The organism is Ruminococcus sp. AM42-11 (assembly GCF_003480145.1).
Classification (GTDB): domain Bacteria; phylum Bacillota; class Clostridia; order Lachnospirales; family Lachnospiraceae; genus Blautia_A; species Blautia_A faecis.
The window spans coordinates 18,584-31,937 of the sequence record NZ_QUIO01000004.1; the positions used below are offsets into that span (position 1 = coordinate 18,584).

Here is a 13,354-nt window from a genome sequence, read left to right on the forward strand (position 1 = left end):
TGTTGACACCGCATAGCAAATGACGTATAATGAGCATAGAAAACTATGTCATGGAACAACGGACGTTTATGTTGCCGACAGAGAGAATATTGTGTTTTTGAGATACAGAATACTATTTCATATGCCGGGACATCCATGAGAAAGGAGAACCATGGAAAAATACAATTCAAGTGAGATTCCGAAATCTTCCAGAATTACCCGCCTGGTAGATCATCTCTATGCCAAGATGCCGGAGATCGAATCTTACAGAGCGAAGCTGATCACAGAGTCCTATAAGGAGACGGAAGACCAGCCGATCATTACCAGAAGAGCGAAAGCTTTTTCCCACATTTTACATAATATTCCGATCATCATCCGTGATGAGGAACTGATCGTGGGAAGTAACTCCATTGCACCGAGAGGATGCCAGACATTCCCGGAATTTTCCTACCAGTGGCTGGAAGACGAGCTGGATACGGTTGCCACCAGAACTGCTGATCCATTCTATATTTCAGAGCAGGCCAAAGCAGATCTTCGCGAGGTACACAAATACTGGAAAGGCAAGACTACCAGTGAGCTTGCCACAGCATATATGGCACCGGAAGCAATCCGTGCCATCGATCACAACATTTTTACACCAGGAAATTATTTCTACAATGGTGTAGGACACGTTACAGTAAAGTATTGGGAAGTTCTTGAAATCGGATACGAAGGCATTATGGCGAAAGCACAGGCTGAGCTGGATAAATGCAATGTGGGGGATGGAGATTACGCAGAGCGTTCCCGTTTCCTGGAAGCAGTTATCATGAGCTGCCAGGCAGTGATTGATTATGCAGACAGATATGCAAAGCTTGCCCTTGAAATGGCAGAGAAATGTACAGACCCACAGCGTAAAGCAGAGCTTCTTGTGATTGCATCCAATTGCAGCAAGGTTCCGGCGAAGGGAGCTACCAATTTCTGGGAGGCGTGTCAGTCCTTCTGGTTTGTGCAGCAGCTTCTCCAGATGGAGTCTAGCGGACATTCCATTTCCCCAGGACGTTTCGACCAGTATATGTATCCTTATTATAAGAAGGATATTGAGAGCGGCGCGATTACCAGAACAGCAGCCCAGGAGCTTCTTGATTGCATCTGGGTAAAATTAAATGACCTGAATAAAGTCCGTGATGCTGCTTCCGCAGAAGGCTTCGCAGGCTACAGTCTGTTCCAGAACCTGATCGTAGGAGGTCAGGATAAAGATGGCAATGATGTGACCAATGACCTTTCCTTTATGTGTATTGAGGCATCCATGCATGTACATCTTCCGGCTCCGTCCCTTTCCATCCGTGTATGGAATGGTTCTCCTCATGACCTTCTGATCAAGGCAGCAGAGCTTACCAGAACGGGTATCGGACTTCCGGCTTATTATAACGACGAGGTAATCATCCCAGCACTGCAGAACAGAGGACTTTCCCTTGCAGATGCCCGTGAGTATAATATCATCGGTTGCGTAGAGCCACAGAAAGCAGGTAAGACAGAGGGATGGCATGATGCAGCATTCTTTAATATGTGCCGTCCGCTGGAGCTTGTATTTGCCAATGGTATGGATCAGGGCGAGATGGTCGGAATTCCTACCGGCGATGTAACCCAGATGGCTACATTCGATGAATTCTATGATGCATACAAGAAACAGATGGAGTACTGCATTTCCCTTCTTGTAAATGCAGATAATGCCATTGACGTGGCTCATGCAAAGCGTTGTCCGCTTCCATTCCTTTCCAGTATGATCGATGACTGTATCAAACGTGGAAAGACCGTACAGGAAGGCGGTGCAGTTTATAACTTTACCGGTCCCCAGGGCTTTGGTATTGCAAACATGGCAGATTCCCTGTATGCAATTCGTCAGCTGGTCTATGAAGAGAAGAAGTTTACGATGGAGGAGCTGAAGGAAGCTCTTGCATGGAACTATGGCAAAGGCCTGGATGAGCAGTCTGTGAAAGAGATCACAACCGGCATCTTAAGAGAGATGACCGAGAGCGGTGCCAAGGTTGATGCGGATACTGCAGCAGCTGTCCTGAAATCTGTTATGAATGCCCAGATGGCACCTGAGAAGATGGCAAGATACCAGGAAATCCACGATATGATCGCAGAAGTTCCGAAATTCGGAAATGATATTCCGGAAGTGGACTACTTCGCAAGAGATGTGGCTTACACATATACAAGACCGCTTCAGAACTTTAAGAACCCACGTGGTGGACAGTACCAGGCAGGACTTTATCCGGTTTCTGCAAACGTACCCCTTGGCGGACAGACTGGTGCTACACCAGATGGAAGATATGCACACACTCCGGTTGCAGATGGTGTTTCCCCATCCGCAGGCAAGGATGTGAACGGACCTACTGCAGCAGCAAGCTCTGTTGCGAAACTGGATCACTTTATCGTATCCAATGGTACTTTGTTCAATCAGAAATTCCATCCGTCAGCATTGTCTGGACGTGAGGGTCTTGAGAAGTTCGTTGCATTGATCCGATCCTACTTCGATCAGAAGGGAATGCATATGCAGTTTAACGTTGTAAGCAGAGAGACACTGCTGGATGCACAGGCACATCCGGAGAACTATAAGCATCTGGTTGTACGTGTGGCTGGTTACAGTGCACTGTTTACTACACTTTCCAAATCTCTGCAGGATGACATTATCAGAAGAACTGAGCAGGGATTCTAAAAAGAAAGTCAGCAGACTCTTATGCAGGAGAGTTATAATTGCCCCATAGCTCACTTCTTAGCGAGATGATAAGTGTGACTGTGAATGGGAACTTTCTGCGAAAAATATAAATGGAATTGCTGGTGGCTTCGTTAAAAGAAGTCTGCTGGCACTTCCGTATAATGGAGAAATCTATGGAATATTTAGACACTACAGGACGTATTTTCGACGTCCAGCGCTATTCCATCCATGACGGTCCTGGAATCCGTACCATTGTGTTTTTGAAAGGCTGTGTGCTCAGATGTCAGTGGTGCTGCAATCCGGAATCCCAGGAATATAAGATCCAGACAATGAAAACTCCAGACGGCGTGAAGACCATGGGACGAGACGTAACTGTCCGCGAGATGATCGAACTGGTAGAGAAGGATCGCCCATACTACTACCGTTCCGGCGGCGGAATGACACTTTCCGGCGGCGAATGTCTCTGTCAGCCGGAATTTGCCCGTGACCTTCTTCGCGCAGCGAAAGAGCGTGGAATTAATACAGCTATCGAGAGTATGGCTTGTGTTCCCTGGAAAAATATCGAGATGGTACTGCCTTATCTGGATACTTACCTGATGGATATCAAGCATACCAATCAGGAGAAGCATAAGCAGTTTACAGGCAAGCCCAATGGAATGGCTCTGGAGAACGCCAGAAAGGTAGCTCTTTCTGGCCAGACCAATCTGGTGATTCGTGTACCTGTCGTTCCAACGTTCAATGACAGTGTGGAGGAAATCAAGTCTATTGCTTCCTTTGCATCTACATTGCCAGGTGTGAAGAAGATTCACCTTCTTCCATATCACCGTCTGGGACAGGATAAGTACGACTGGCTTGGAAGAGAATACAAGCTGCCGGAGATACTTCCTCCAGAACCGGAGCATATGGAACATTTGAAAAAAGCAGTGCATTCTGTCTGTGATCTGGATTGCCAGATAGGTGGATGAAATACTATTTTATGTGAAAATTTTGAAGAAAGACATTGTGTGGAGAAATCTGTACAGTGTCTTTTTTTGCGTGCATTTCTTATTTAATGTGTTGGGAGGGTGAAAAGTTCTTCAGGAGGGACACATTTGAACAACTTTCAACACACTAAAAGAAAGCCTTTTTCATACATGCTCCAGGAAAAGAAATTGGAAAAAGATTTGCTTAAATTATAATTTTTTTGTATGATAGGTGGTATAATAAATACTTGATGAATTTATATCAACTATTTAAAAAAGCGGAGAAAGAAAACTTTATAAAGACAGTTAGATTGATTGCGGTAAAATCTGGCTGGTGCAAAATACTACAGCATAAGGAGAAAAAGAATGAGAGGACTATACTCATCAAAGACAAAAATCAGACACCAGATTTTTACTGAAATTGCCCGGCTTGCCTATGAGGGCGACATTGAGAAAGAGATGGATGATCTTCCGTACAAAATTCTTCCAGGAGAGATTGCAACATATCGTGACAGTATTTTTCTGGAGAGAGCTATCGTAGGAGAGAGACTGCGTGTGGCAATGGGACTGCCTCTTCGAAACATTTCCGAGCATGCGCCAATTTCCAAGGGCGTAGAAGCCAGCTTGATCGAAGAGAAATATTATGAGCCGCCCCTTATCAATATTATTAAATTCGCCTGCAACTCCTGTCCGGAGAAGCGTGTGATTGTCACAGAGGGCTGCCAGGGCTGTCTGGAACATCCTTGTCAGGAGGTCTGTCCCAAGCAGGCTATCCACATGGAAAACGGGCGGTCTGTGATCGATCAGGAGAAATGCATCAAATGTGGAAAGTGTCTGGAATCCTGTCCATATAATGCCATTATCAAGCAGGAGCGTCCGTGTGCCAAGGCCTGTGGAATGAATGCCATCCATTCAGACGAGTATGGCAGAGCAGAGATCGACTATGACAAGTGTGTTTCCTGTGGAATGTGCCTGGTAAGCTGTCCGTTCAGTGCCATTGTAGATAAGGGACAGATTTATCAGACCATTATGGCATTAAAAAGTGATACACCAGTTTATGCCATTGTAGCGCCGGCTGTGGCAGGTCAGTTTGAACCGGAATTGAAGAATACCCAGCTTCGGGGAGCTTTTAAGGCGCTTGGATTTACGGATATTAAGGAAGTGGCTGTGGGTGCAGATCTTTGCACCATTGAGGAGGCTAAGGACTTCATGAAGGAAGTGCCAGAGAAAATTCCGTTTATGGGAACCTCCTGTTGCCCGGCATGGTCTGTTATGGCAAAAAAGACGGTTCCACAGCTTGCCAACTGCATTTCCATGGCGCTTACTCCCATGGTACTGACTGCCAGACTTCTGAAGCAGGAAGAGCCAGACTGCAAGATCGTGTTTGTAGGACCATGTGCAGCCAAGAAGCTGGAGGCAAGCCGTAAATCGGTTCGAAGCTATGTGGACTTCGTTCTCACCTTTGAAGAGGTGAAAGGCATGTTTGATGCCAAGGGCGTTGATTTCGCCAGCCTTCCGGAGGAAGAGCCTCTTACCCAGGCCAGTAGTGACGGTCGTGGCTTCGCTGTTAGCGGCGGTGTGGCAGCCGCAGTTGTGAAAGCTGTAAAGCGTATGGATCCGGATCGCGAGGTGAAGGTAGTCAGTGCTAACGGACTTCAGGAGTGTAAAAAGATGCTGATGGCAGCCAAAGCAGGGAAATACAACGGATATCTGCTGGAAGGCATGGCGTGTCCTGGCGGCTGCATAGCCGGTGCCGGAACGGTGCAGACTGTAAAGAAGGCGGGAGTGGCACTGGAGAAGATGAAGAAGGAAGCGTCTTTTGAAGAATGTATGGATACTTCATTTGGCGGGGAACTGGAGAAACTGGAAGAGCTGTAAAATTATTTAGCCGAGCTGCTTGAAAATAAAGAATACATGAGAAGGAGAAAAGCAAAAATGCGTGCATACGAACGTTTATTAAATTATGTGAAAGTATATACCACAAGCGAGGATGAGCAGGAGAACGTGCCATCCACCAGCCGTCAGTTTGACCTGGGAAACCAGCTGGCAGAGGAACTGAAAAAAATAGGGGTTCAGGACGTGCGCATTGATGACAAGTGCTATGTTTATGGCGTGATCCCGGCTACAGAAGGCTTGGAAGAGAAACCAGCCATCGGCTTTATCGCACATATGGACACAGCACCTGATTTCTCCGGAGAAAACGTAAATCCACAGATCATCCCGGAGTACGACGGCGGTGATGTAAAGTTGGGAGACAGTGAATATGCTCTTACCTTGAAAGATTTCCCACATCTGGCATCTTTAAAAGGAAGAACCCTGATCACCACCGACGGAAGCACCCTTCTTGGTGCAGATGACAAGGCTGGTGTGGCTGAGATCATGACTATGGCAGAGCAGGTGATCACAGAGAACATTCCTCATGGAAAAATCTGTATCGGCTTTACCCCGGATGAAGAAGTGGGCCGCGGCGCAGACTTCTTCGATGTAGAAGACTTTGGAGCAGATTTTGCCTATACTGTAGATGGCGGTGCGGAGAATGAGATCGAGTATGAGAACTTCAATGCCGCAGGTGCGAAAGTAAAGATCAAAGGCTTTTCTGTACACCCGGGCAGCAGTAAGAACACCATGATCAATGCAGCCCTGGTTGCCATGGAGTTCAATAACATGCTTCCGGCAGGAGATACCCCAGCGAACACAGAAGAGTATGAGGGATTTTTCCATCTCTGTGAAATGAGCGGAGATGTGTCTTCTGCAAGCCTTGACTACATTATCCGTGACCACGACAGCGCCATGTTCGCCTGCCGCCAGGAGCTGATGAGACATATCGCCAAGCTTCTCAACGAGAAATACGGCGAAGGTACCGTAACCCTCATCATCAAAGAACAGTACCGCAACATGAAAGAGAAGATCGAGCCTTGCATGCACCTGATCGATAACGCCAAGAAAGCCGTCCAGCAGTCCGGGCTGAATCCTAAGACAGTTGCAATCCGCGGCGGCACAGATGGCGCAAGGCTTTCCTTCATGGGACTGCCCTGTCCGAACCTTGGAACCGGCGGCTATGCCTTCCACGGACCATGCGAACACATTACCGTTGAAGGAATGGATTATGCTGTGGAGAATCTGAAGAATATTGTGAAGCTGTACGCCTGCTGATTCGGGTAGGAAAAAAGCATTGGTGAGATATATAATTTTTTAAACATGCTTTAGAAAAAAGCATCTGTCGAATCGTAACCGACAGGTGCTTTCTTCTTCTCAAAATTTAAACAAAATTTTACATGGCTAAGACAACAACATGCTTTTTTCCCCTTATAATTATCCTGAGAAAAAAGCTAAAAAGGATAAAAAGGAGAACTGATCTACTTGAAGTACCAGGAAATTGTAAATAATAAGGAAATTAATGCATATCTGAAAAAGGGAGATGCTAATCTGGGGACAATGGGATTTACAGATGTAACCTACATAAAATCATACAAAACAGAGCCCCTATATTTATGCAATATGTAGAAGCCCTAAAATAATGATAAAAATTAAAAAAAATAGTTGTTAAAAGATTGTCATTGTGGTATCTTAATGAGAGCGGAGAAAACCAATATTTTATGCGGAGACGAAGAGGGAAAAGTCCTTTTGTTGAGAATTGTTTGTCAAGAAACACATAGTGACATGACTTGAACCAGGAAAACAGGAAGAAAATTCTCTGTGTTTCTGGTTTAGGCCATGTCACAAGGCAGAAAATAAAGTTTTTACCCGCTTTTTTTCTAACTGTGATTGTTAAAAAATAAACAAGAAACAAAGGACATCACACAGGGAAAACCAACCAATCCCACGGAAAAGTAACAAAACAGAGGGAAAAGTTGACACAATCCCACAACCCCATGAAAGGAGTTTTTTATGAGCAGCAAAATTACCATTATCGGAGCTGGAAGCGTTGGCTCCACTATCGCTTACACACTGGCACACGATGAGATCGCTTCCGAGATTGTTCTGATCGACATCAACAAGGAGAAGGTTGAAGGAGAGGTTATGGACATTGAGCAGGGAACCTGCTTTAGAAGCCCTGTATCTCTGGTGGCCGGAGATTACGCAGATGCCAAAGATTCAGACATCGTGATCATTACTTCCGGAATCGCCCGTAAACCAGGACAGACACGAATTGAGCTTACTCAGACAAACGTAAACATTCTGAAGAGCATCACTCCTCAGATCGTAAAAGAAGCTCCAGACGCAAAGTATATTATCGTAAGCAACCCGGTAGATATTATGACCTATGTATTTACCAAGATTTCCGGTCTTCCGGAGAATCAGATCATGGGATCCGGAACTATTCTTGATACAGCAAGACTTCGCTATGGACTTTCCGAGCACTTCAAAGTAGCCCAGGGAAATATCCACGCTTATGTTTTTGGCGAGCACGGAGACACCTCCTTCATTCCATGGACAGGCGCTTACATTTCCGGTCTCAGCACAGATGAGTATTATGAAGAAATGAAAGCTCACGGCAAGGATGTGAAACCTCTGGATAAAGAAGCCATGCTGGAATATGTACAGAAATCCGGCGGAAAAGTTATTGCAAAGAAAGGTGCAACCTTCTACGCAGTATCTGCTACCGTTTGCCAGCTGGTAGGTCTGATCCTGGCAGCTTCCGATTCCCTTGCAACTGTATCCTCCATGCTTCACGGTGAGTATGGGATTGAAGATGTGTGCCTGAGTACCCTTACTCTTGTAGGACCAAATGGAACACAGGGAAAAGTTCAGATGCGTATGAATAAAGAGGAAATTGCATTGCTGAAGAAGAGTGCCGATGCCCTGAAGGAAGTAATCGCACAGATTGAGCTTTAAAAGTTATTGTTCCCAGATATTATTCCGCGAAGCAGACAGATGTGAACGGAAGAAACAGTAATTTTTCACCTTAGCTTTGTAGAGTGCATTTTGTAAAGAAAAAAATAATTTCAAGTGCAGAATCGAAGCATTACATTCAACTATACCAGCAAAGACATCCCCGGCTTCTATCGCGGAAAGCGGTAAGTCGGGTTCCACTTTGCGAAAGCAACCCAAATAGCTGCTGTTTACATATGTGAATTTAGAAAAGCACATTTTGTGAGCAGTGACAAGAAAGGAACAAGAAGCATGAAGTACAGTTATTATCCAGGATGTACCCTGAAGAATAAGGCAAAAGATCTGGATGCCTATGCCAGAGCTTCTGCAAAAGCACTGGGCTTCGAAATGGAAGAGATAGAAGACTGGCAGTGCTGCGGCGGCGTATATCCTCTTGGCAGCGATGAGATTGCCACCAAACTTTCTTCCGTCCGGGCTTTAAATGACGCAAAAGAAAAAGGACAGGATCTGATCACAGTCTGTTCAGCCTGTCATCATGTGCTCAAACGTGTGAACGACGACATGAAAAACGTGGACGACATCCGCACCAGAGCAAATAATTATCTGAAACTGGATACTCCATATGAAGGAGAGACAAATGTCCTTCATTATCTGGAAGTACTCCGTGATGAAGTTGGATTTGATGAGATCAAAAAGAAAGTGGTAAATCCTTTAACTGGCAAAAAAATCGGTGCATATTATGGCTGCCTTCTTTTAAGACCAGGAAAGATCATGGCATTTGATAATCCGGAGAATCCCACCATTATGGAAGACTTCATCCGTGCCCTTGGCGCAGAGCCTGTGGTATACCCATACCGCAATGAGTGCTGCGGCGGCTACATTTCCCTGAAAGAAAAAGAAATGGCACAGAATATGTGTGAAAAGATCATGGACAGTGCAAAGGGCTTTGAAGCAGATATGCTGATCACAGCCTGTCCACTTTGCATGTATAACCTGAAAAAGAACGGAAACGGCGATCTTCCTGTTTACTATTTTACAGAACTTCTTGCAGAAGCTCTCGGAGTAAAAGAGGAGGTGGCGAAGTAATGGCTTATACATATGGAAATACCCAGAATGCAGCAGAGCGAATCAAAGAAATTTCCGGAGTAAATCCCCTGAAATGTATGAAATGCGGCAAATGCTCCGCAACCTGTCCTGCATTTAACGAGATGGATATCAAGCCTCACCAGTTTGTAACTTATGTACAGAACGGCGACATTGAAGCTCTTGCACAGTCAAAATCCTTATGGAAATGCCTCTCCTGCTTTGCATGTGTAGAACGCTGTCCAAGAGATGTTAAACCGGGAAAACTGATCGATGCAGCCAGACAGCTGGTTGTCCGCGAGCGTGGGCAGAACTATCTGACCGCAGACGAAATTCCGGAGCTGCTTGATGAAGACACACCGCAGCAGCTGCTGGTAAGTGCATTCAGAAGATACAGGAGGTGAAAAACAGGTGCAGAGAATAGGTGTATTCGTATGTCATTGTGGTACCAATATTGCAGCCACAGTTGATGTAAAAAAAGTAGTAGAGATGGCAGCAAAAGAGCCAGGCGTTGTTCATGCGGAAGATTATCAGTACATGTGCTCCGAAGCAGGACAGGCCAAGATCATTAACGCCATCCATGAAAAAAATCTGACAGGAATCGTAGTCTGTTCCTGTTCCCCGCGTATGCATGAGGCTACCTTTAGAAAGGCAGCACAGAAAGCGGGATTAAACCCATATATGGTAGAGATTGCCAATATCCGTGAGCATTGCTCCTGGATCCACAAGGATATGGAAGAGGCTACCTTAAAGGCAGTGATCCTTGCAAGAGCCGCAATCGCAAAAGTAAATCTGGATGCTCCTCTTCAGCCAGGCGAGAGCCTTGTAACCAAACGTGCTCTTGTAATCGGCGGAGGTATTGCCGGAATCCAGTCAGCCCTTGACATTGCAGAGGCTGGTTATGAGGTTGATATTGTGGAGAAGCTTCCAAGTATCGGTGGAAGAATGTCCCAGCTGGACAAGACCTTCCCAACTCTGGACTGCTCCGCGTGTATCCTTACACCGAAAATGGTAGAGGCAGCAGCACATGAGAAAATCAACATCTATACATACAGTGAAGTTGAGAAGGTAAGCGGCTTTGTAGGTGACTTCACCGTTGATATCCGCAAGAAAGCAAGAAGCGTGGATATGAGCAAATGTACCGGATGCGGCGTTTGTTCTGAGAAATGTCCGTCCAAGAAAAATCCAAACGAATTTAACCGCGGTCTGAACAACAGAAGTGCTATCTACATTCCGTTCGCTCAGGCTATCCCAAATGTTCCGGTAATCGACCGCGAGCACTGTACCAAATTTAAAACCGGAAAATGCGGTGTCTGCTCCAAGGTTTGTGCCGCAGGTGCAATTGATTATGAGCAGAAGGATGAGATCGTTACACAGAAATACGGTGCAATCGTGGTTGCAACCGGTTTTGACGTGATTCCGCTGGATAAATATGATGAGTACGCTTACAGCCAGAGTAAGGACGTTATCACCTCTCTTGAGCTTGAGCGTATCATGAATGCAGCAGGACCTACAAAGGGGCATCTTGAGAGACTTTCCGATGGAAAAGCTCCGAAAAACATTGTATTTGTACAGTGTGTGGGAAGCCGTTGCTCTGACGACAGAGGAAAGAGCTACTGTTCCAAGATCTGCTGTATGTACACTGCAAAACATGCAATGCTGATCCGTGACAAATACCCGGATACAAATGTAACTGTTTTCTACATTGACGTTCGTACTCCCGGTAAAAACTTCGATGAGTTCTACAGAAGAGCTGTTGAAGATTACGGTGTAAATTATGTAAAAGGCCAGGTTGGAAAGGTAATCCCACAGCCAGATGGAACTCTTATGGTTCAGGCTTCTGACCTGCTTGAAAATAAACAGATTCTTATGGAGGCTGATATGGTAGTTCTTGCAGCTGCCATCGAGCCAAACAAGGATGTAAGAAAAATTGCAACTATGCTTACCGCAAGTATTGATACCAACAATTTCCTCACAGAAGCACATGCAAAGCTTCGTCCGGTAGAGTCCCCTACAGCTGGTATTTTCCTTTCCGGTGTCTGCCAGGGACCAAAGGATATTCCGGAGACAGTTGCACAGGCTGGCGCAGCAGCAGTGAAGGCAATCGGCCTTCTTGCAAAAGACAAGCTGACCACCAACCCATGTACCGCACATTCTGACGAGCTTCTTTGCAACGGATGCTCCCAGTGTGCAAATGTGTGTCCGTATGGTGCGATTTCCTATGAGGAAAAACAGGTAAATGACCACGGAATCCGTGAGACAAGAAGAATTGCTGTTGTAAACAATGCTCTTTGCCAGGGCTGTGGTGCATGTACCGTAACCTGCCCGTCCGGAGCAATGGATCTCCAGGGATTCTCCAACAGACAGATTTTAGCGGAGGTAGATGCAATATGTCGATAGAAGCAAAAGAAGAATTCAGACCGAAGATCGTGGCATTCTGCTGTAACTGGTGCAGCTACGCAGGTGCAGACCTTGCAGGAAGCAGCCGTCTTTCTTATCCGGCTGATGTAAAGATCATCCGTGTACCATGCTCCTGCCGTGTAAATCCAATGTTTATCCTCCGTGCCTTTGAAAAAGGTGCTGACGGTGTGATTATGTGCGGCTGCCATCCGGGAGACTGCCACTACACAACCGGAAACTATTATGCGAGAAGACGTATGACACTTCTTTTCTCCATGCTGGACTTCATCGGTGTGGAAAATGGCCGTACCCGTGTTGAGTGGGTATCTGCAGCAGAAGGTGTAAAATTCTCCCAGACCATGAATGAATTTGTGGAAAAAATCCATTCTCTGGGTAAAAACGTCAGATTGGAGGATTTAAGATGCAGGAACTGATCGCTCGTGCAAAAGAACTGCTGGCTGATGGAACCGTAGTACGTGTTCTTGGCTGGAAAGCCGGAGACCTGCCTTACAATCCGGAAGCAGCATATTTCGAAACTGCAGAAAGCCTGGACGAATTTGTCTATAATGGTTTCTGCGGACAGAACTTAAGTAAAATGATGATCGAGGCTTCCAAATTAGAGGGAAAAACCCTTGTCTGTCTGAAGCCTTGTGATACCTACAGCTTCAACCAGCTGATCAAGGAGCACCGTGTAGACCGTGAAAAAGCCTACATTATCGGTGTTGGCTGTAAAGGCAAGCTGGATGTGGAGAAGCTTCGTAAAATGGGCATCAAAGGAATCCAGAGCATTTCCGGCGCTGAGCTTACCGATGATTGTGAAGAACTTAACATTTCCACAATCTATGGTGACAAAACAGTCGCTTACAAGGATGCAATGCTGGAGCGCTGCCATGTATGCAAAGGAAAAGAGCACATGATCTACGACGAGATCATCGGCGAATCCAAGGATACAAAGGATGCAGACCGTTTTGCAGAGGTGGAGAAAATTGAGAAGATGAGCCCGGAAGAGCGCTTCGCATTTTTCCAGAAGGAGCTCAGTAAATGTATCCGCTGCAATGCCTGCCGCAATGCATGTCCAGCCTGCAGCTGTCGTAAATGTGTATTCGACAGCAACAAGTTTGACAGTGCGCAGAAGGCAAATGTGGATTCCTTTGAAGAAAAAATGTTCCACATTATCCGTGCATTCCACGTTGCAGGAAGATGTACAGACTGCGGTGAGTGCAGCCGTGTCTGCCCGCAGGGGATTCCGCTTCATCTGTTTAACCGTAAGTTCATCAAGGATATTGATACCTTCTACGGCGAATATCAGGCAGGAGCAGATGCTGAGTCAAAAGGCCCGCTGACCAGCTTTACATTTGATGATGTAGAGCCAGGTGTAGTGGCAGAAAGGGGATAATGT

General features: G+C 45.9%; 10 protein-coding genes. All 10 read left to right on the forward strand.

Annotated features, from left to right (window positions below):
* Positions 1-151: 151 nt before the first annotated feature.
* The 10 genes from DW904_RS03705 to DW904_RS03755 all read left to right on the forward strand — a co-directional run bounded on the left by DW904_RS03705 (position 152) and on the right by DW904_RS03755 (position 13,351).
* Positions 152-2,677: a glycyl radical protein gene (locus tag DW904_RS03705; RefSeq protein WP_118578131.1), complete on the forward strand. Its 2,526-nt coding sequence runs from the start codon at positions 152-154 to the stop codon at positions 2,675-2,677.
* 173 nt (positions 2,678-2,850) lie between these two features.
* Positions 2,851-3,642, forward strand: a complete 792-nt coding sequence (locus tag DW904_RS03710) for a glycyl-radical enzyme activating protein (RefSeq protein WP_118578132.1) — start codon at positions 2,851-2,853, stop codon at positions 3,640-3,642.
* Positions 3,643-4,005: 363 nt separating this feature from the next.
* Positions 4,006-5,517, forward strand: coding sequence for a 4Fe-4S dicluster domain-containing protein (locus DW904_RS03715; RefSeq protein ID WP_118578133.1), 1,512 nt, complete (start codon positions 4,006-4,008; stop codon positions 5,515-5,517).
* A 57-nt stretch (positions 5,518-5,574) separates the two neighbouring features.
* On the forward strand, positions 5,575-6,792 hold the full coding sequence (gene pepT / locus DW904_RS03720; RefSeq protein WP_118578134.1) for a peptidase T: 1,218 nt from the start codon (positions 5,575-5,577) through the stop codon (positions 6,790-6,792).
* A gap of 735 nt (positions 6,793-7,527) precedes the next feature.
* Entirely contained in the window at positions 7,528-8,475 is a 948-nt protein-coding gene (locus tag DW904_RS03730) for an L-lactate dehydrogenase (RefSeq protein WP_118578135.1), read from the forward strand.
* Positions 8,476-8,763: 288 nt separating this feature from the next.
* Positions 8,764-9,558, forward strand: coding sequence for a CoB--CoM heterodisulfide reductase iron-sulfur subunit B family protein (locus DW904_RS03735; RefSeq protein WP_118578136.1), 795 nt, complete (start codon positions 8,764-8,766; stop codon positions 9,556-9,558).
* Positions 9,558-9,959 (forward strand): 4Fe-4S dicluster domain-containing protein, encoded by a 402-nt coding sequence (locus tag DW904_RS03740; RefSeq protein WP_118578137.1) that lies wholly within the window; start codon positions 9,558-9,560, stop codon positions 9,957-9,959. Before DW904_RS03735 ends, DW904_RS03740 begins: the two co-directional genes overlap by 1 nt.
* Before the next feature lie 7 nt (positions 9,960-9,966).
* Complete coding sequence (locus DW904_RS03745) at positions 9,967-11,955, forward strand: CoB--CoM heterodisulfide reductase iron-sulfur subunit A family protein (RefSeq protein ID WP_118578138.1); 1,989 nt, start codon at positions 9,967-9,969, stop codon at positions 11,953-11,955.
* Positions 11,946-12,389, forward strand: coding sequence for a hydrogenase iron-sulfur subunit (locus DW904_RS03750; RefSeq protein ID WP_118578139.1), 444 nt, complete (start codon positions 11,946-11,948; stop codon positions 12,387-12,389). Before DW904_RS03745 ends, DW904_RS03750 begins: the two co-directional genes overlap by 10 nt.
* Entirely contained in the window at positions 12,377-13,351 is a 975-nt protein-coding gene (locus DW904_RS03755; RefSeq protein WP_118578140.1) for a 4Fe-4S dicluster domain-containing protein, read from the forward strand. The genes DW904_RS03750 and DW904_RS03755 overlap by 13 nt, the downstream gene beginning before the upstream one ends.
* Positions 13,352-13,354 lie beyond the last annotated feature (3 nt).